20 protein-coding genes and 1 tRNA gene are annotated in these 17,502 nt (G+C 62.0%); 12 read left to right on the top strand and 9 right to left on the bottom strand.

The window, feature by feature from the left end; translation table 11 throughout:
- Positions 1 to 241 precede the first annotated feature (241 nt).
- The 9 genes from thrS (at position 242) to QMX83_RS08635 (ending at position 7,868) form a co-directional block, all read left to right on the top strand.
- Positions 242 to 2,146: a threonine--tRNA ligase gene (gene thrS, locus QMX83_RS08675; protein WP_282296229.1), complete on the top strand. Its 1,905-nt coding sequence runs from the start codon at positions 242 to 244 to the stop codon at positions 2,144 to 2,146.
- Positions 2,147 to 2,194: 48 nt separating this feature from the next.
- Entirely contained in the window at positions 2,195 to 2,734 is a 540-nt protein-coding gene (gene infC / locus QMX83_RS08670; protein ID WP_282296230.1) for a translation initiation factor IF-3, read from the top strand.
- A gap of 217 nt (positions 2,735 to 2,951) precedes the next feature.
- Complete coding sequence (gene rpmI, locus QMX83_RS08665) at positions 2,952 to 3,149, top strand: 50S ribosomal protein L35 (protein ID WP_024868243.1); 198 nt, start codon at positions 2,952 to 2,954, stop codon at positions 3,147 to 3,149.
- 10 nt (positions 3,150 to 3,159) lie between these two features.
- A complete protein-coding gene (gene rplT, locus QMX83_RS08660) occupies positions 3,160 to 3,519 on the top strand; it encodes a 50S ribosomal protein L20 (protein WP_003484828.1) in 360 nt (119 codons plus the stop codon).
- A 154-nt stretch (positions 3,520 to 3,673) separates the two neighbouring features.
- On the top strand, positions 3,674 to 4,669 hold the full coding sequence (gene pheS, locus QMX83_RS08655; RefSeq protein WP_282296228.1) for a phenylalanine--tRNA ligase subunit alpha: 996 nt from the start codon (positions 3,674 to 3,676) through the stop codon (positions 4,667 to 4,669).
- A 10-nt stretch (positions 4,670 to 4,679) separates the two neighbouring features.
- Positions 4,680 to 7,061, top strand: coding sequence for a phenylalanine--tRNA ligase subunit beta (gene pheT, locus QMX83_RS08650; protein WP_282296227.1), 2,382 nt, complete (start codon positions 4,680 to 4,682; stop codon positions 7,059 to 7,061).
- Between the two features lie 26 nt (positions 7,062 to 7,087).
- Positions 7,088 to 7,387 (top strand): integration host factor subunit alpha, encoded by a 300-nt coding sequence (locus QMX83_RS08645; RefSeq protein ID WP_005410432.1) that lies wholly within the window; start codon positions 7,088 to 7,090, stop codon positions 7,385 to 7,387.
- Positions 7,368 to 7,724: a MerR family transcriptional regulator gene (locus QMX83_RS08640; protein WP_125361692.1), complete on the top strand. Its 357-nt coding sequence runs from the start codon at positions 7,368 to 7,370 to the stop codon at positions 7,722 to 7,724. Before QMX83_RS08645 ends, QMX83_RS08640 begins: the two co-directional genes overlap by 20 nt.
- Before the next feature lie 67 nt (positions 7,725 to 7,791).
- Positions 7,792 to 7,868: transfer RNA gene (locus tag QMX83_RS08635), tRNA-Pro, on the top strand.
- Between the two features lie 223 nt (positions 7,869 to 8,091).
- Here the strand turns inward: QMX83_RS08635 and QMX83_RS08630 are convergent.
- The 6 genes from QMX83_RS08630 to QMX83_RS08605 form a co-directional block, all read right to left on the bottom strand.
- Positions 8,092 to 9,248, bottom strand: a protein-coding gene (locus QMX83_RS08630) for an IS3 family transposase (RefSeq protein ID WP_282296226.1) whose coding sequence is annotated in 2 segments (ribosomal slippage) — positions 8,092 to 9,008 and positions 9,008 to 9,248 — 1,158 coding nt in all. Because the reading frame shifts where the segments join, the coding sequence is not laid out codon by codon here.
- Positions 9,249 to 9,391: 143 nt separating this feature from the next.
- Positions 9,392 to 10,489 carry a tyrosine-type recombinase/integrase gene (locus tag QMX83_RS08625; protein ID WP_282296225.1) on the bottom strand — a complete coding sequence of 366 codons (1,098 nt, stop codon included), beginning with the start codon at positions 10,487 to 10,489 and terminating at the stop codon, positions 9,392 to 9,394.
- Between the two features lie 191 nt (positions 10,490 to 10,680).
- Complete coding sequence (locus QMX83_RS08620) at positions 10,681 to 12,618, bottom strand: hypothetical protein (RefSeq protein ID WP_282296224.1); 1,938 nt, start codon at positions 12,616 to 12,618, stop codon at positions 10,681 to 10,683.
- An 860-nt stretch (positions 12,619 to 13,478) separates the two neighbouring features.
- Positions 13,479 to 13,784, bottom strand: a complete 306-nt coding sequence (locus QMX83_RS08615) for a hypothetical protein (protein WP_282296223.1) — start codon at positions 13,782 to 13,784, stop codon at positions 13,479 to 13,481.
- On the bottom strand, positions 13,781 to 14,053 hold the full coding sequence (locus QMX83_RS08610; protein ID WP_282296222.1) for a hypothetical protein: 273 nt from the start codon (positions 14,051 to 14,053) through the stop codon (positions 13,781 to 13,783). Before QMX83_RS08610 ends, QMX83_RS08615 begins: the two co-directional genes overlap by 4 nt.
- 314 nt (positions 14,054 to 14,367) lie before the next feature.
- Positions 14,368 to 14,514, bottom strand: a complete 147-nt coding sequence (locus QMX83_RS08605) for a hypothetical protein (protein ID WP_282296221.1) — start codon at positions 14,512 to 14,514, stop codon at positions 14,368 to 14,370.
- A gap of 128 nt (positions 14,515 to 14,642) precedes the next feature.
- Between QMX83_RS08605 and QMX83_RS08600 the strand changes: the two genes are divergently transcribed.
- Positions 14,643 to 14,936 (top strand): hypothetical protein, encoded by a 294-nt coding sequence (locus QMX83_RS08600; RefSeq protein ID WP_282296220.1) that lies wholly within the window; start codon positions 14,643 to 14,645, stop codon positions 14,934 to 14,936.
- A 114-nt stretch (positions 14,937 to 15,050) separates the two neighbouring features.
- On the opposite strand, the gene QMX83_RS08595 is transcribed toward QMX83_RS08600, so the two are convergent.
- Positions 15,051 to 15,269 (bottom strand): hypothetical protein, encoded by a 219-nt coding sequence (locus QMX83_RS08595; RefSeq protein ID WP_282296219.1) that lies wholly within the window; start codon positions 15,267 to 15,269, stop codon positions 15,051 to 15,053.
- A 2-nt stretch (positions 15,270 to 15,271) separates the two neighbouring features.
- A complete protein-coding gene (locus tag QMX83_RS08590) occupies positions 15,272 to 15,664 on the bottom strand; it encodes a hypothetical protein (protein ID WP_282296218.1) in 393 nt (130 codons plus the stop codon).
- A gap of 425 nt (positions 15,665 to 16,089) precedes the next feature.
- On the opposite strand from QMX83_RS08590, the gene QMX83_RS08585 reads away from it, so the two are divergent.
- On the top strand, positions 16,090 to 16,434 hold the full coding sequence (locus QMX83_RS08585) for a hypothetical protein (RefSeq protein WP_282296217.1): 345 nt from the start codon (positions 16,090 to 16,092) through the stop codon (positions 16,432 to 16,434).
- 6 nt (positions 16,435 to 16,440) lie between these two features.
- Entirely contained in the window at positions 16,441 to 16,683 is a 243-nt protein-coding gene (locus QMX83_RS08580) for a type II toxin-antitoxin system HicA family toxin (protein ID WP_282296216.1), read from the top strand.
- Between the two features lie 43 nt (positions 16,684 to 16,726).
- On the opposite strand, the gene QMX83_RS08575 is transcribed toward QMX83_RS08580, so the two are convergent.
- The gene (locus QMX83_RS08575) at positions 16,727 to 17,431 is read right to left on the bottom strand and encodes a S24 family peptidase (RefSeq protein ID WP_282296215.1); all 705 of its coding nucleotides are present in this window, start codon (positions 17,429 to 17,431) and stop codon (positions 16,727 to 16,729) included.
- Positions 17,432 to 17,502 lie beyond the last annotated feature (71 nt).

Below are 17,502 nucleotides of genomic sequence, written 5' to 3'. Positions count from 1 at the left end.
GGCCGGCCTTCATGGGCGTCGGATACGTTCGCCAGGGCCGGCCAACGGCCGGCGCTACCGGGGATGTCCCGGTTTGGTTTAAGATCAAGCCATTCCCATCACGGTAACAAGGTGGCCCGCGCCAACGCGCCGGCCCAGCGTGCGACATGAGCACTACCACCGCCCACTGCTGACGTCCCCCGACGGCCCCTTGTGCAGGCGCCTTCGTGGCGCTTTTCTTTTATCTACGTATCCCAAAGACATGATCGCGATCACGCTCCCCGACGGCAGCCGCCGTGAATTCGAACACCCCGTCAGTGTCATGGACGTGGCCCAGTCCATCGGTGCCGGCCTGGCCAAGGCCACCATCGCCGGTTCCGTCGACGGCGTGCTGGTGGATGCCAGCGATGTCATCGACCGCGATGCCAGCCTGCGCATCATCACCGCCAAGGACGAGGAAGGCGTGGAGATCATCCGCCACTCCTGCGCGCACCTGGTCGGTCATGCGGTCAAGCAGCTGTACCCGGACGTGAAGATGGTCATCGGTCCGGTCATCGCCGAAGGCTTCTACTACGACATCTACTCCGAGCGTCCGTTCACCCCGGACGACATGGCCGCCATTGAAAAGCGCATGGGCGAGCTGATCGCGCAGGACTACGACGTCATCAAGAAGATGACCCCGCGCGCGGAAGTCATCGAGATCTTCAAGGCCCGTGGCGAGGACTACAAGCTGCGCCTGATCGAGGACATGTCCGACGACATCCAGGCCATGGGCATGTACTACCACCAGGAATACGTGGACATGTGCCGCGGCCCGCACGTGCCCAACACGCGCTTCCTGAAGGCCTTCAAGCTGACCCGCATCTCCGGTGCCTACTGGCGCGGCGACGCCCAGAACGAGCAGCTGCAGCGCATCTACGGCACCGCCTGGGCCGACAAGAAGCAGCTTGAGGCCTACATCAAGCGCATCGAAGAAGCCGAAATGCGCGACCACCGCCGCATCGGCAAGCAGCAGGACCTGTTCCATCTGCAGGAAGAAGCTCCCGGCCTGGTGTTCTGGCACCCGAAGGGCTGGGCGCTGTGGCAGGTGGTCGAGCAGTACATGCGCAAGGTGTACTGCAACAGCGGTTACGGCGAAGTGCGCTGCCCGCAGATCCTGGATGTGTCGCTGTGGCAGAAGTCCGGCCACTGGGACAACTACAAGGAGAACATGTTCTTCACCGAGTCGGAAAAGCGCACCTACGCGGTCAAGCCGATGAACTGCCCGGGCCACGTCCAGGTGTTCAACCAGGGCCTGCACAGCTACCGCGACCTGCCGATCCGCTACGGTGAATTCGGTTCCTGCCACCGCAACGAGCCGTCCGGCGCGCTGCACGGCATCCTGCGCGTGCGTGGCTTCACCCAGGACGACGGCCACGTGTTCTGCACCGAGTCGCAGATCGAATCGGAAGTGACCGCGTTCCACCAGCAGGCGCTGGCGGTGTACAAGCACTTCGGCTTCGACGAGATCCAGATCAAGATCGCCCTGCGCCCGGAATCGCGCCTCGGCGACGACGCCACCTGGGACAAGGCCGAAGGCGCGCTGCGCTCGGCCCTGGCCAGCTGCGGCGTGGAATGGCAGGAGCTGCCGGGCGAGGGCGCCTTCTACGGCCCGAAGATCGAGTACCACCTGAAGGACGCCATCGGCCGCACCTGGCAGCTGGGCACCATGCAGGTCGACTTCATGATGCCGGGCCGCTTGGGCGCGGAATACGTCGATGAAAACAGCCAGAAAAAGCATCCGGTCATGCTGCACCGGGCCATCGTCGGCTCGATGGAGCGCTTCATCGGCATCCTGATCGAGCACCACGCCGGCCAGTTCCCGGCCTGGCTGGCCCCGACCCAGGTGGTGGTGGCCAATATCACCGATGCCCAGGCTGAATACGTAAGTGAGGTTCGCAAAACCCTTGCGGATCAAGGCTTCCGCGTGAACGCCGATTTGCGCAACGAGAAGATCGGCTATAAGATTCGCGAGCATACGCTGCAGCGGGTCCCGTACCTGCTGGTGGTGGGCGACCGGGAAAAGGAAAACGGCGCCGTGGCCGTGCGTACGCGCTCGGGCGAGGATCTGGGCAGCATGTCCGTCCAGGCCTTCATCGAGCGGTTGCAGGCAGAACAGTCTGTATAAACAAGTCCCGGCCCTATGGACGCCCCGTCCAGGGCCGGTTTGATTCCTCTGGGAGATTGCAATATCAGTACCCCTGACAACAAACAGAACCGCCGTAACCAGGAAATCCGAGTGCCGCGCGTCCGCGTGATCGGCAGCGACGGAGAGATGGTGGGCGTGTTGTCGCGCGACGAAGCGCTGTCCATGGCCGAAGAAGAAGGCCTGGACCTGGTCGAAATCCAGCCGCAGGCCGATCCGCCGGTCTGCAAGATCATGGACTTCGGCAAGTTCAAGTTCGAAGCGCAGAAGAAGGCCAACGAGGCCAAGAAGAAGACCAAGCAGGTCGAAATCAAGGAAGTGAAGTTCCGACCGGTCACCGACGAAGGCGACTACCAGATCAAGCTGCGCAAGATGCGCGGGTTCCTGGAAGAAGGTGACAAGATCAAGGTCAACATCCGCTTCCGTGGCCGTGAAATGAGCCATCAGGAACTGGGTCGCGAAATGGCCAACCGGATCGAAGCCGATCTGGGCGAGGACATCGTGATCGAGTCCCGGCCGCGCCTGGAAGGGCGTCAGATGGTCATGATGATCGCGCCCAAGAAGAAGTAACCGGATGAACGGGGGCGACACGCCCCCAATCCCACCCAAATCAACCATTTGCATCCCTCTTCAGGGTCGTGCATAATGGGCGGCCCCGTATTGCGGGGTGAAGGACCCGCCGGGTTCCCATCGGGGAATCTGGCTTAAAAGCAGGCAAGGGCACGGACGGAAAGCGTGGCACAGCCACCGCCCTAGTCAGTAAAAAAACATCATCAAGGACATAGCAATGCCCAAGATCAAGACCAACCGGGCGGCGGCCAAGCGTTTCCGCAAGACCGCCTCCGGCAAGTTCAAGGCTGGCCACGCCAACCGCAGCCACATCCTCACCAAGAAAGCGACCAAGCGGAAGCGTAACCTGCGTCAGACGAACCACGTCCGCGCAGAAGACGCAGGCCGTTTGACCCGTATGCTTCCCTACCTCTGAGGACTGAACCATGGCTCGAGTAAAGCGTGGTGTACAGGCACGTCGCCGCCACAAGAAAATCCTGACCCTTGCCAAGGGTTACTACAACGCACGCCGCAAGGTCTTCCGCGTTGCCAAGCAGGCCGTCATCAAGGCACAGCAGTACGCCTACATCGGCCGTAAGCAGAAGAAGCGCAACTTCCGTTCGCTGTGGATCACCCGTATCAATGCGGCTGCCCGCATCAACGGCCTGAGCTACAGCCGCTTCATGAACGGCCTGCTGAAGGCTGGCATCACCCTGGACCGTAAGGTTCTGGCTGACATCGCCGTGCACGACGCAGCCGGTTTTGCTGCACTGGCTGAAAAGGCCAAGGGCGCACTGGCGGCATAAGTCCATTCCCCTGCCGTTGCCGTTCACGCGCAACGGCTGTGGGTAAGGCAATGCATGGGGAAGGGCGCAAGTCCTTCCCCATTCTTTTTTCTGGCGACGGGAGTCGGCCCGGCGTCCATCGCGAAGATCGACCGACGCGAGGTCCCGTTTATCCATGAGCGACATCCAATCCCTCACCACCCAGGCGCTGGCCGACGTGGCCGCCGCGCAGAGTCCCGACGCGCTGGAAGGCCTGCGCGTGGCGCTGCTGGGCAAGAATGGCAGCATCACCTCGCAGCTCAAGCAGCTCGGTGGCCTGCCGGCCGACCAGCGTAAAGCCGCTGGCGAAGCCATCAACCTGGCCCGCGACGCCGTCAGCGCCGCGCTCGGCGAACGCAAGGCGGTGCTGGACAACGCTGCGCTTGACGCGCGCCTGTCCGCTGAAGCGATCGATATCACCCTGCCGGGCCGTCGCGCCGAACGCGGTGGCCTGCATCCGGTCACGCGCACCCTGGAGCGCATCACCGAAATCTTCGGCCGCCTCGGCTATGAGCTGTCCGAAGGCCCGGAAATCGAAGACGACTGGCACAACTTCGAGGCGCTGAATTTCCCGCCGCACCATCCGGCGCGCGCCATGCACGACACGTTCTACTTCGGCGACGGCCGCCTGCTGCGCACGCATACCTCCGGGGTGCAGGTGCGCTACATGGGCGACCACGCGCCGCCGCTGCGCATGATCGCGGCCGGCAAGGTGTACCGCAGCGACAGCGACCAGACCCATTCGCCGATGTTCCATCAGGTGGAAGGCCTGCTGGTGGACGAGCACTCCACCTTCGCCGATCTCAAGGGCACGCTGTCGGAGTTCGTGCGCGCCTTCTTCGAGCGCGATTTCGAAATGCGCTTCCGCCCCAGCTATTTCCCGTTCGTGGAGCCCGGTGCGGAAGTGGACATTGCCTGGCAGCAGCCCGACGGCAGCACCCGCTGGCTGGAAGTGCTGGGCTGCGGCATGGTCCACCCGAACGTGCTGCGCAACGTCGGCATCGATCCGGAGCGCTACACCGGCTTCGCCTTCGGCCTGGGCGTGGAGCGCTTTGCCATGCTGCGCTACGGCGTGAATGACCTGCGCGCGTTCTTCGAGAACGACGTGCGTTTCCTGAAGCAATTCGCGTAAGCGGTGATCCATGAAATTCTCTGAAAACTGGCTGCGCAGCCACGTCCCCACCACGGTCTCGCGCGATGAACTGAGCGCGGTGCTGACCGCCATCGGCCTGGAAGTCGAAGAGGTCACCGACCTCGGTGCGAAGCTCGACCACGTGGTGGTGGCGCGCATCGTCTCGGCCGAGCGCCATCCAGAAGCTGACCGCCTGCAGATCTGCCAGGTCGACGCCGGGCAGGGCGAGCACCTGCAGATCGTCTGCGGCGCGCCCAACGCGCGCGCCGGCCTGGTCGCGCCGCTGGCGATGATCGGCGCGAAGTTCGGCGACTTCCTGATCAAGGCCGCCAAGCTGCGTGGCGTCGACTCCAACGGCATGCTGTGCTCGGCCAAGGAACTGGGCCTGGACAGCGACGCCTCGGGCCTGTTCGAGCTGCCTGACGACGCGCCGGTCGGCCAGACCCTGGTCGAGTACCTGGGCCTGCCCGACGCCAGCATCGAGATCAAGCTCACCCCCAACCGCGCCGACTGCTTCAGCGTGCGTGGCATCGCCTTCGACGTGGCTGCTGCGTGCGCCAGCGAAGTGGTGCCGTTCAACGCCGCGCCGGTCGCTGCCGTGGGTAACCGTGAACTGCAGATCGCACTGAACGCCGGTGCCGAAGCGCCGCGCTACCTGGGACGTGTGATCGAGGGCGTCAACCCGCGCGCCGCCACCCCGCTGTGGATGGCCGAGCGCCTGCGCCGCAGTGGCGTGCGTCCGGTTTCGCTGCTGGTCGACATCACCCAGTACGTGATGCTCGAACTCGGCCAGCCCATGCATGCCTATGACCTGGGCACCCTGCAGGGCAGCATCGGCGTGCGTCGTTCGCGCGCTGGCGAACAGCTCAAGCTGCTGGACGGCCGCGATGCCGCGCTGGACGACAGCTTCCTGGTCATCACCGACGCCGACCGTCCGGTCGGTCTGGCCGGCCTGATGGGCGGCTGGGACACCCGTGTCACCGACGACACCACCGCCGTCTTCCTGGAGGCCGCGCACTTCGCGCCGGCCGCCATCATGGGCCGCGGCCGCAAGCTGGGCCTGCACACCGACGCCGGGCACCGCTTCGAGCGTGGGGTCGACCCGGCACTGCCGCGCACTGCTATCGAGTACGCCACCCGCCTGGTGCTCGACCTGGCCGGCGGTACGCCGGCTCCGGTGACCGAAGCGGTGAATGCCGCCGACCTGCCGGTCGCCGCCGTCATCACCCTGCGTCGCGCCCGGATCCAGCGCGTGCTGGGCATCCAGATCGCCGATGCCGACGTCGAGCGCATCCTGCGCGCGCTGGGCATGGACGTGGTCGCCGCCGGCGAGGGCTGGCAGGTCACCGCACCGAGCCGCCGTTTCGACATCGCCATCGAAGAAGACCTGATCGAAGAACTGGCCCGCATTCACGGCTACGAGCAGATTCCGACCACGCTGCCCGGCGGTGCCGCGCGTGTGGCCATGCCGAGCGAAACCCGTCTGGACGAGCTGAGCGTGCGCCGTCAGCTGGTTGCCCGCGACCTGCAGGAAACCATCAACTACGCCTTCGTCGATGCCGCGCTGCTGGCCGACTGGCAGCTGGACCAGAACGTGGTGGCCCTGGCCAACCCGCTCTCGGCCGAGCTGGCGGTGATGCGTCCGGCGCTGCTGCCGGGCCTGGTCGCCACCCTGGGCCGCAATGCCGCCCGCCAGCAGGGCCGCGTGCGCCTGTTCGAGCTGGGCCGGGTATTCCACCCGCAGGCCGGTGAGGACCGTCCGGCTCCGATCGAAACCACCCGCGTGGCCGTGGCCGTGTGCGGCGACGCCGATCCCCAGCAGTGGGGCCTGGCCACCCGCAAGGTCGACTTCCACGACCTCAAGGGCGACCTGGAGTCGCTGGCCGCCGCGTCCGGTGCCGCGCTGACCTTCGTGCCCTCGACCCGCCCGTACGGCCATCCGGCCCGTTCGGCCGAGGTGCTGCGTGACGGCCAGCCGCTGGGCTGGATCGGCCAGATCCACCCGCGCCTGGCCCAGGCCATGGATATCGACGTGGACGTGTATGCATTCGAACTGGACCTGGCTCCGCTGGCCGCCCGCGAGCTGCCGCGTGCCAGCGAGCTGTCCCGGTTCCCCTCGATGCGCCGCGACCTGGCTTTCCTGGTCCCGGAAGGGGTCGCCTGGGCCGACCTGGAGGCCACCCTGCGCCGTGCCGCCGGCCCGATGCTGCGCCAGGTGACCCTGTTCGACCGTTATGTCGGGCAGGGCGTCGAGCCCGGTTTCAAGAGTCTCGCTATGGGCTTGATTTTGCAGGACAAGTCGCGCACTCTGACGGACCGCGACGTGGACGCGGTGGTCACCGAGGCGGTGGCTGCCATGGAGCGTGAACACCACGCCCGGATCCGCGGATGAGCGGGAAGCATGGGGGGTAGCAGGCAATGGCATTGACCAAGGCGGAGATGGCCGAAAAGCTGTTCGACGAAGTCGGTCTGAACAAGCGCGAGGCCAAGGAATTTGTCGACGCGTTTTTCGATGTGCTGCGTGAAGCATTGGAACAGGGACGTCAGGTGAAGCTTTCCGGCTTCGGCAATTTCGACCTGCGGCGCAAGAACCAGCGCCCGGGCCGCAACCCGAAAACCGGTGAAGAGATTCCGATTTCCGCCCGTACGGTGGTCACCTTCCGTCCGGGCCAGAAGCTCAAGGAGCGGGTGGAGGCATATGCTGGATCCGGGCAGTAACCGCGAACTTCCGCCGATACCGGCCAAGCGCTACTTCACCATTGGTGAAGTAAGCGAGCTGTGCGACGTCAAGCCGCACGTGCTGCGCTATTGGGAAACCGAGTTTCCCAGCCTGGAGCCGGCCAAGCGCCGCGGCAACCGTCGCTACTACCAGCGCCATGACGTGCTGATGGTGCGGCAGATCCGTGGCCTGCTGTACGAGCAGGGCTACACCATCGGCGGTGCACGCCTGCGTCTGGAAGGAGCCGGTGCCCGCGAAGAGTCGGCACTGAGCAACCAGATCATCAAGCAGACCCGCATGGAACTGGAAGAAGTGCTGCAGCTGCTGCGCCGCTGATCCTTTTTCTTCACAAAACGGGTATACTCGTCGGCCCGCTGCAAGGCGGGTACAACACCAGCATCATCGGGGCGTAGCGCAGCCTGGTAGCGCATCTGCCTGGGGGGCAGAGGGTCGTCGGTTCAAATCCGGCCGTCCCGACCATACTGGTAAAGAAATCAAAGGCTTACGCAGGGATGCGTGAGCCTTTTTTCTTTATCACCCTATTCTCACCCTATTACCACCCTATAGAAGTACATCGGGGAGCTCTAGGACTGCCAGCTGCGCTCCCGTCTATGGCTTCCAAGACGTTTTGAAGCCCAGGGTGGCCATCATCTGGAAAGGAGTGCAGAACTTTACTCCGACCGAGGTACAAGCGTCCGGGGTTCTACCCCGATATCACGGACGGTTCTAAAAGAGCTGCAACTTTCTGATCCTGCTTGGCGACCCTTCTGCGCATCCTCGGGTTGTGGCGTCGCTCGATGAAGTCAAACACATCCGCTCGTGCCGCATCCAGTGTGCAGTAGCTCGTTCGATAGATCCGCTCACGCTTGAGCAGCCCGAAAAAGCCTTCGCAGGCTGCGTTGTCACCGCAATGCCCCACCGCGCTCATTGAGCAGATCAGGCTGTTGGCGGCCAGATATCCCTGGTAGTCACCGCTGCGGAACTGGCTGCCACGGTCCGAATGCAGAATCACCGCACAACTTCCCTGCCGCTGCCACACCGCCATCTGCACCGCTCGGACCACCATCTGACGGTCCTGCCGATCGTGCATTGACCACCCCACAACGCGCTGGTCGTAAAGGTCCAGCACGATGCACAGATACAGCTTGCCCTGCTGGGTTTTGATCTCGGTGATATCTGTCACCCACTTGGTCTCCGGCTCCAGCGCGACGAAATCGCGTTCGAGCAGGTTGACCACGCCCGGTGGCGTCACGGCCGGACTGCCACGCTGCCCCCGGCGTTTGCGCCGAGGCCAACCCTGCAGGCCGTCGGCCGCCATCAGGCGTGCTACCCGGTTCAGGCTGGCAGTCTCGCCCTCCTCAGCCAGGTCTTCGCGCATGCGGCCAGCTCGGAGCGTACCCCGGCTGTCCTCATGAAGCTCACGCATTCGTACTACCAGGCGCTCATTGTCGAGCTGCCGGGCGCTGGCAGGACGCTTGCTCCACCCGTAATAACCGCTGACCGAAACCTTCAGGCAACGGCACATCAGACGAATCGGAAACTCATCGCGGCAACGTTCGATCACCTGATACCTCAGGATGATCCCTTTGCAAAGAACGTCGCCGCTTCTCGCAAAAAATCCCGTTCCTTCTTTACCCGCGCCAGCTCGCGCTTGAGGCGGGCCAGTTCCTCATCCCTGGGTGTCCCGGTGCCGCCGAAGGCGGTAGCTCCCGGGCTCTGCGCCTCACGCTTCCAGCGGGTCAGCAGGGTGTCGCGAATCCCCAGCTCCCGGGCCACCTGGGCGCAGCTGACGCCGGGCTGGCTGGCCTGCTCAACCGCGCCACGCTTGAACTCGGCACTGAACTTCCTACGCTTTGACATGAACACTCCTCATGGCCTGGATCGGCCTTCTCGTAAGTGTCCGTGAAAACGGGGGTGAACCCGTGTGGTTGACAGCGCTTTAGTGGTCTCGGTAATCGCGCCGCGTCCTAATTGGCGCGATTTTGGAGTTGCCTCCGGACACTCTATCGCAGCAGCACAGCGCCTGGCTCCACGCTGTGCCATGGCGCATCGTGCCCCTCCAGGTAGTGCTCCGTCATGCTTGCAGAGGTGTGGCCCATAAGGCGCTGGACCTGCTCGATCTGCCAGCCAGCCTCGGTAAGTAGCGCGCCGCCCAAGCTACGAATCTCGTGAAAGCTGGGAGGGTTATCCCCGGTGATTCCAGCCGCCTCTCTAGCGTCTTGAAACGCCCTAGTAAGTTGCTCTGGCATGACCTGGGTGTGGTGCTGGCGAGCGGAGGCCCGCATGTTTGAGGGCCTTGCCTTCTCCGGTAGCCGGTGGATGATGTAGGGCGAGAGGACACTATCGCGGGCCTGCGCCAGCAGGGCTCCCAGCTGATCCCCAATGCGTATCTTCAGCTTCACCAAGCTGCTTCCTTCGGTCTTCTGCGGGATGACCCACAACGCACCATCACGCATGTCGGTGAACTTCAGTGACACTACGTCGTCGCGCCGGAGGAGGGTGACTAGCGAAATGTCCATTGCCAGGCGCAGCCAAGGATCAGCCTTGTCCCAGACGGCGGCGTACATCTCTTTGGTAAGACGGGCTCGCTTGCGCTCATGCTGGAACCTACGAGTTGCCAGCACAGGATTGGAGTCGATCCAGCCTTCCTGTACCGCGCAGGCCATAATCCAGCCCAGCACCAGGCGGAACTGTTGCCTAGCGCGGTCCGACACGGTCACTGCACGAATGAACTCCGCGCAATCCTTCACCGTGACCTCCTCGACCGGCCGGCTTCCTATCCCGGCATTAATGCGCCGGATGACGCTTTCGTACACCTCAGCGGTCTTGGGTGCCCAATCACGAGCAGGGATGTCGTCGCGACGGAACACCTCGATTGCATCGGCGACGGTCTCGCGTGAGCCGACTACCCGTCCGACCAAGTCGTTGCCGGGAATCAGCATGGCGTTGAGCTTCTTCGCCGCAGCGAATGCCTTCGCCTTGTCGCGGCCCATGAACGTCTCGCGGCGAGTGACCGGGTGGCGGTACTTGAAGCCGTCCCGGTTCGGGTAAAGGTTGTCGGGCCACCCTTGGCGGCCAGCGCTACGCTTTCGTGGTGTCATTTCTTATCCTGCTTCCAATACTCGGGCAACGAGCTCGTCGCCGTCGGCCAGCCAGGCGTGCGCGTCAATGAACCACGTCCCGCCCACCTTCTTTCCAGGGATCTTCCCGTCCCTCAGCCATCGGTGCAGCTGCTGGATGCTTGGCTGGCTCGTCTGGTCAAAGTAGGTCTCCAGCCACCGTTGGGGGGTCATCAGATGCATAGTGCCGCTTCCCCGGACGTCCTAATGCCGTGCAATTTTTTGCTGATTTCGGCCGAATCTGTGGCGGAATTGCCCGGCCTCCGGTGCCAGCCCGGGCCAACCCAAAGTTGACATCTGGCCTGGCCTCCTTTCCTGTTGACCGTAGGCTGGTTTGCCTCGATGATCTTGGGTGCAAGGGGGAGGGTGATATGGCTCAAGAATTGAAGTTTGATTCTCTGGTAACGACTTGCTACGGCCACACCATTTATGTTGAAGCCTGCCAGCCGGAAGGTGGTAAAGCTGTCGTGTGTTACTTGGAAGTTGGGGAACTTCCCGTGGTTGACCAGCCCCGGTGTGGGCAGCACGAGAATTTGGTGGATGCGCTCGATGCTGGTCTGCGTTGGGCGATTGCTCGTCTCACCAAACTGCGAGTCGGCGAGGCGAGCTAGCAAGGGGCGTGAGAATGCGTGAGTGACGGTGTGGCGACGTATTGGCACTATCGAAGGTAAAGAAGCTGAGTCTGTGGAATGCCCTTCAGGACAGAATTGAACTCCTACGGAATAGTTGTATCGGCGGTCCATTACGGTTGGTATTGGCGGGGCGTCGCGCATATTTTTCGGTCGGACAGTACGCACGTGCGAACCCTTCAAGCGACCGCACGGAGCAAGAGCATGGTTGAGGCCGAAGGAGAGGCCGAGCGGCTCGGAGGCTCCTACGTCAGCTCCCTGATAGGTGGCGCGACCAGCACCTGACAATTGGTCATGCGGCGCGCCAGGCAATTGCACGCCGTTTGTGTCGCGATCACCAGTGACCCTTGACGCTACCGGCGCATCGTCGCAGCGGCGTTGCAGGAGCGGCCTGTAGAAGCGCTCAGACCCGATTGACCCATCCACCGCCCGTGGGCAGATTGGGATCGGAAGAACACCCTCTTGAGCAGTTTCGTTTCCGGGAGCAGACTCCGCTGGTAGGCAGCGGCGGAGCGACGTATGGGTCTGCGAAGAGTCACGCTTTCCATTGGTCGGTACTCCTACACGTGTGAGCTTGTACGAGAGAGCGACACGAGTTGGAAGCTTCAGAAGGTCCAGGTCCACAATGTAGGAGTTGTCGGGCATATCGATTTCCATGCCGGCTCTTGCCTTGCGGCCCTTCAACAAGGGGAGGTTATTGCCAATGACATCATTGCGTCCGCCGGGGCGGAGTCGCCCGATCCAAAGCTGAATGGTTAAGATTTGGCCGGTTCTGCAGGGATACTGACACCGCTGCACCGCATTGACAGCATGCTGCGCGAGGAACACGATCCTGGGTGTGCGCCCTATGGGATTCGTGGGATGGGCGGGCGTTTCATACAAAAGGAATACATAGATTGCTCGTTGTTTGGCATCGCTTTCTCGGTGGAAGCGTGGCAGCCGAATGGAGAGCGTGCTTTCGTGCACGCCATCGAGATCGACGGACGGCCAGCTATCGAAGTCTCGGACCTGCCGGATGCGTCTACCCTGCAGCAAGCCTTGGATATCGGTGTGGGTTTCGCGGTAGAGCAGATCGACAGCTAGCAAGCGCGGACGCTGCAGTTCGTGAGAGAACGTTGCAGATGGTGTTGGCGAGGTGGCGGTTTTCCTGGCGGTGCGCAGTGGCAACCAGCCAACTGCACAACTGCTCTCTTCAAGCTGCGTGCTGAGCCGAGGATGCGCAAAATGCGCATGATGCATAGGGATGTTGAATTGCACCTGGTCGTTGATCCGGTGGCTAGCGGCTTTCTGGCCACCGTGGTTCTGAAGTGGCCCGGTGGAACTGAGGGAAAAACGCAAGTTAAGGAGTTCGGACCTTTCGAAAGCATCATCCAAGCCATCACCGAAGGCGCACGCGAGGCGCGCGCCTGGGCTGACACGCTGCTGGATTCCGGTATCGCGCCTTGACGCGGTCTTGCGGCCTTGCAGCCACAATGCGCTCATAGCAGAATCGAATTGAGTGCAGTCGGAGTGCGAAAGATGGCAGTAGCAGTTGCTCCAGAATCGTTTCACAGCGTCGACTTGTCTGTAGATGGGAGGGCATACACGATTCACTTGTGGCGCGGCGGTGCTCATCAGTGGCGCGTGCTGTCTGTTGATGTAGAGGGGATCGCAAGATCTGAGCGGCCCATGCCCGATGAGACTTCCTGCCAAGCCGCATTGGAGTCTGCCGAGCAGCTGGCGCGGGATTTGATAGAAAGCAGGGTTGCTCTGGCAGAAGTACGTCCCGGGCGCGTAGTTCGTTTTCGTTGAAGTGCACGGGTCCATCCGTCCTATGCTGAACGCGTTAGGGAAGGTGGCGGTGGTGGTAGGCAACTTGAAACGATCCACTTGGAAGGTGATTTCGCGAGCCATCAGGCTGCTCGATGTGCGGCCTTGGACGCCGCGAGAGAAATTGCCAGCCAACTGGACCCCGATGACTCCCTGGCAAGGCGGGCCATCGGCCGTTGAGGACGAACCCCGCACCTCCGGTGGCGTCATCAAACAACGTAGTGCAGATGCGACTTCCCGCTGAATGCATTCATCTGTAAAGTATGGCTGCCCATTCAGACAGCCTTTTCGATGCCTGCGGATTCCTCGCGCAAAACTCTCCGTGGCCTCATCAATGGGCATACATTCGTTGTTACCGTGACCGAAATCGGCGAGGGGCTCTTTGACTACGCCCTCCAGGTGGATGGGCATGCCGTTTCCACCCCGAAGGTGAGCGTGATCACTAGCAAGGGTGATGGCTTTCAGCTCGGTGTGAGCGCAGCCGAACGACATATTGAGGGGCTTCCGCGTAAGCCCTGACGACGTGCAGCGCGTCATGCCGCCTTCCTCGCCGTGGCGTCCGGTGTAACCCGCACGCGCACGCCGTTCCTATCCAGCCAACGGCGGATGGTGTGCAGTGATGCGTTCGAGACGGCGAAGTTGTGGCCGCCCACGTTCAGCGTTCTGCGACCGACCTTGGCAGTGAGACGGGCCGACGCTGCAACTTCCGCCGGTGAGCTGCTATACGGGCTCGCGTACAGCCCCGCCCACAACCAGCCTGCACAGATCATCAGGACCAGAGTGGTTCCGTGGGAACCGGTGGCGAATGTCTTCTCGATTGGCAGTGCAGACGGATTCATGCCAGGCCCGCCTTGCTCAGTCCCTGTGCGACCAATGCATCCGCCTCAGCTTCGCCTCGAGCAGTGAGGGTGGCTTTCCCTGGGCAATCAGGGTCATCAAAATCAAGAAGCGCACGCTCGTAGAGCCAGTTCATCACCCTGCGGCTGAAGACGCGCGATGGTTGCTTTGTCGAGCAGAAGCCGCCGCGTGTGCGCTTCAAGCTGCTGTCGCTGGATCCTCGCGCCACGATGAGGGCGGCGCGCTCCATGGGTTTAAGTGCTGCTGCCATCGCGTTCTCCAAATCAGGCGGCGTGCTGCGAAGGCATGCCGGCGAGGACATTCGCGCGAGCCCGAGCAAGATGGGAAATGGAAATCAGTCGGTCCCGCAGAACTGGATCGGTCCAGCGCAGCTCGGCCATTGCCAGGGAGGTGCTGGGGACGGTCGCCAGCTGGCACTGGTGGCACTCGAAGTGGACCAACGGCGGACACGGAGTACCTAGCTGGTGTCCCAGCGGGGCACCCGTGGTGGTGACGATCTGCGGCCGATGACCAAGCCCACAGAGGGGAATGTCTTCTGGAGTAGGGCGGGAAGTTTGCATGGAGTTACTTCCTGACAGTCATGGTGGGCGCGTCGGCCTCGGCGGCATAACGCACTTGGTTTGCTTCGACGATTTCCATCAGGCGCATCGGGAGCACTACCGCCGCTACGACTGCAAGTCCCAGCCATGCATTTCGATAGCGGGGGCTCATTGCAGCGCTCGAACTCTGAACAAGCTGAACCGGCGATCGGGCTTCGATTTCGGGTCTAGACGGCGTTGCCTCCGACGTCCTTGCGCTACGCTTACGGCAAGAAAACGGAAGCCCGCAGGGAGGGCAGCATGAGCACAGATAGTTCCCAGCCTGAGTCGTACCGAGGCAAGCGCAATGCCGCGCGTCGGCAGCTTCATCAGGCTTTGAGCGATTTGAACTATTGCCTGGAGATGTTCGGAGATGAGCTTGGAAGGACCCAAGGATGGAAGAATCAACTGGAAGGCATGGAAGCGATCTACTACTACTTGATGCAGAAGCATCACTGGATGCCAGGGCAGATCCGTGCGATGTCGTATGAGGATCTGAGATTTGCGTTGAGCGAAGAGATGCACGGTTGGAAGCTGCCGCGAACCACTCCCTGATAGCAGGGGTGCGTTCGGCGGTGGCGCGGAGTTTCAGAACCTGGCCGTGGAGGCGCTCGGCCTTCCCGGCGAGCTGTTGCCGGAGGACTTTCCCTGCGGCCTGCATATTGATCCTCATTCCGCACCTCGCTGCTGTGCTCGATACCTGAGCACCCCGAGGTCGTGTAGCTGGGCTACGAGGAGTTCCTGGAGAAAGGAGCCGTTCGTCCTGGACGCGGTGCACAGTTCGCTCCACACCGAGATGATTCGGCGCTCCACTTCATCTACGGTGGGGCAGAAGGTATTCGGGTAGGGCAGATGGGTCTGACTGTTGTCGCCGAATGCCTGGGTCATGTTCATGCCTCCACCAGGTCGGCATTGCCACGCTGCAGCGTCTGTGAGCGCAAACGCGCTTTGAGTGTGTCGCCTTGCAGTGCCAAGGCCGCGTTAGAGCCCTCAATCGAAAGCTGCGTCCACGTTTCAACGGGCAGCTGGAGGATTGCTTCCCCGCCGACGGACAGGACGACTACATTCCCGCTCGCATCAGCCGCTGCGGCGACGGTCGCGCCTTCGGGCGCGTTGATGGAAACGGCCGCAGAGATAAGCCCACGCGCCAGCGCGACGGCTTCTTGCGCGGAAAGGGACAGCAGGCCTTCGCCAGGCGTGCCGATTCGAACCACGACGGTGCCATTGTTCGGGCGGGCGTCTGCCACCGGAACGCCGACAGCGCTGATGGTGAAGTAAGCCATGGGTCTCCGTGCCCCGGCCCGGACGGGCGGTTACTGGGGCGACAGAGTTAAATTAGCCCAGGGCTATTCGTTCTGCAATAGCCTGTGGCTAATTATGCCGTTAGGTAGTCTGAACCGTCTGCTGAGTGTTCAGCTTTCTGGGAGTCTCAATTCCCCAGATTGCAACCAATTGCACAGTGGATGCGGCTGAATGAAGCTATGGTTCGTGTCAACTCGACGAAACTTTCACCGTCTTCGTCCGATCTTACGTATGGGAAGTGGAGCGGCCCATGTGAACCGTTTTGTTAAATGAGCGCTTGTCAACCGTTGACGCTTTTGGCAGTTGTGATACGGCGACTTCATCGTTAATAATGCCCCCCAGTTGGGTAGCCGTTCGTTACCCACGGATCCGCCCCACGGAGGGGTCGGACAATCGGAGAAAAACTATGCGACCGAACCAGATCCTTCTGCGTTGCTTTGCCGAACGCGACGGACAACTGTGGGTAGCGTACTGCCTTGATCTGTCCCTGGCAGCTCAAGGCGACACCTTGGAAGAAGTCAAGGGCAAGCTCGATGAGCAGATTCGCGAGTACGTCTCTGATGCGCTCGTCGGGCCTGATCGAGCGCACGCGCCGTACCTGTTGAGTCGTAGCGCTCCTGCCAGTCTTTGGCTTCACTATCTGTGGGTCAAGTTGCGCATTCGTACAGACCGTCTTTTCCACAGCACCAAGCAAGCGCAAGAGAAGGTGTTCAAGGAAGTGCTGCCGGTCCAGCTCGCCTCGTGCCGATGAGGGAGTATGGTCAAGGAACGGCCGGTAACGCACAAAGAGTTCACAGCGGTATTGAAGCACCTGGGATTTGAGGCGCGGCCTCAGAAGGGCACTTCACACGTCCAGTGGGTGCTGGAAGATGCCAGTGGATTTCGTAAGGTCACTGTAGACGAGCACAACTCGCCGTATCACCGGCGCATGCTCAGCCTGATGATGGCGCAGGCAGGCCTTGGTAAGAAGGACTTCTTCACGTTACTTGAGAAGATATGAACCCCGCTTCGGCGGGGTTTTTTGTGTCTCAAGTTGGGACAGCCTAGAAGCGGCGCAGGCCGGCGTGGATCAACGCTTTACCCAGGATGGCCACTTCTCCTTCGTCAGAGCGGTAGGGCGGGAAGTCCGGGTTGATACTCACCACGTAGAGGCCATCACCGCGCCGCTGCAGCATCTTGATCTGTGTCTCGCCGCCGATGTTGATGAGGTAGTAGTCGTCGCCATCGAAGTAGTCGCAGGTCGTGTCGATCCAGACGATATCGCCATCTTCTAGCTTCGGTCGCATGGACGGGCCGCGCCCGGTGATGATCTGGATCCGACCAGGTTGGGGGAGGTAACCGAGCTTCTTGCGCACCTCCCATTCCGCCACCTCGATGGTGCGCACCACCTCCGGGTAGTCCTGATTCACCAACCCCACCCCCATCCCCGCACCCCCTTCGAACAAGTCGAAGCGAACATAACCTGCGGGGGTCTCAGTCTCTAAGACTCTTGAGACGGCGGGGCTTTCGTCGCCATGGTGCGTATCCATCCACCCGGCGGGGAGGCCAAGGGCAGTTTCAATCGCTCGTGCTGTCGTGCCTGACATGACACGTGGCTTGCCGGTGGTCCCATGCGGGCTCCGGTTCACCCACTGGCTCACCTGAGCAGGGTTCTTGATACCGGCGGCTTCGGCAAACGCCCGCTGACCGTCGCGTGCGGCGATCAGGGCAATCAGGTTCTCGCGGCGGACTTCTTCGACTGTGCGCATCTGGCTATTGGATAGCGAAAGGCTATTCAATCCAATGAGCTTTTGGCTATTGCAGTTTGAATAGCCTGAGG

The organism is Stenotrophomonas sp. PS02289, assembly GCF_029960115.1.
In the GTDB taxonomy this organism is placed as follows: Bacteria; Pseudomonadota; Gammaproteobacteria; order Xanthomonadales; family Xanthomonadaceae; genus Stenotrophomonas.
This window is presented reverse-complemented; position numbering and strand designations above follow the sequence as displayed.

What these genes read in the sequence shown, in the direction of transcription:
- thrS (WP_282296229.1), top strand. Translation starts at nt 242, where the DNA reads ATGATCGCGATCACGCTCCCCGACGGCAGCCGCCGTGAATTCGAACAC.
- rpmI (WP_024868243.1), top strand. Translation starts at nt 2,952, where the DNA reads ATGCCCAAGATCAAGACCAACCGGGCGGCGGCCAAGCGTTTCCGCAAG.
- rplT (WP_003484828.1), top strand. Translation starts at nt 3,160, where the DNA reads ATGGCTCGAGTAAAGCGTGGTGTACAGGCACGTCGCCGCCACAAGAAA.
- pheS (WP_282296228.1), top strand. Translation starts at nt 3,674, where the DNA reads ATGAGCGACATCCAATCCCTCACCACCCAGGCGCTGGCCGACGTGGCC.
- pheT (WP_282296227.1), top strand. Translation starts at nt 4,680, where the DNA reads ATGAAATTCTCTGAAAACTGGCTGCGCAGCCACGTCCCCACCACGGTC.
- QMX83_RS08645 (WP_005410432.1), top strand. Translation starts at nt 7,088, where the DNA reads ATGGCATTGACCAAGGCGGAGATGGCCGAAAAGCTGTTCGACGAAGTC.
- QMX83_RS08640 (WP_125361692.1), top strand. Translation starts at nt 7,368, where the DNA reads ATGCTGGATCCGGGCAGTAACCGCGAACTTCCGCCGATACCGGCCAAG.
- QMX83_RS08625 (WP_282296225.1), bottom strand. Translation starts at nt 10,489, where the DNA reads ATGACACCACGAAAGCGTAGCGCTGGCCGCCAAGGGTGGCCCGACAAC.
- QMX83_RS08620 (WP_282296224.1), bottom strand. Translation starts at nt 12,618, where the DNA reads ATGAGCGCATTGTGGCTGCAAGGCCGCAAGACCGCGTCAAGGCGCGAT.
- QMX83_RS08615 (WP_282296223.1), bottom strand. Translation starts at nt 13,784, where the DNA reads ATGAATCCGTCTGCACTGCCAATCGAGAAGACATTCGCCACCGGTTCC.
- QMX83_RS08610 (WP_282296222.1), bottom strand. Translation starts at nt 14,053, where the DNA reads ATGGCAGCAGCACTTAAACCCATGGAGCGCGCCGCCCTCATCGTGGCG.
- QMX83_RS08605 (WP_282296221.1), bottom strand. Translation starts at nt 14,514, where the DNA reads ATGAGCCCCCGCTATCGAAATGCATGGCTGGGACTTGCAGTCGTAGCG.
- QMX83_RS08600 (WP_282296220.1), top strand. Translation starts at nt 14,643, where the DNA reads ATGAGCACAGATAGTTCCCAGCCTGAGTCGTACCGAGGCAAGCGCAAT.
- QMX83_RS08595 (WP_282296219.1), bottom strand. Translation starts at nt 15,269, where the DNA reads ATGACCCAGGCATTCGGCGACAACAGTCAGACCCATCTGCCCTACCCG.
- QMX83_RS08590 (WP_282296218.1), bottom strand. Translation starts at nt 15,664, where the DNA reads ATGGCTTACTTCACCATCAGCGCTGTCGGCGTTCCGGTGGCAGACGCC.
- QMX83_RS08585 (WP_282296217.1), top strand. Translation starts at nt 16,090, where the DNA reads ATGCGACCGAACCAGATCCTTCTGCGTTGCTTTGCCGAACGCGACGGA.
- QMX83_RS08580 (WP_282296216.1), top strand. Translation starts at nt 16,441, where the DNA reads ATGGTCAAGGAACGGCCGGTAACGCACAAAGAGTTCACAGCGGTATTG.
- QMX83_RS08575 (WP_282296215.1), bottom strand. Translation starts at nt 17,431, where the DNA reads ATGCGCACAGTCGAAGAAGTCCGCCGCGAGAACCTGATTGCCCTGATC.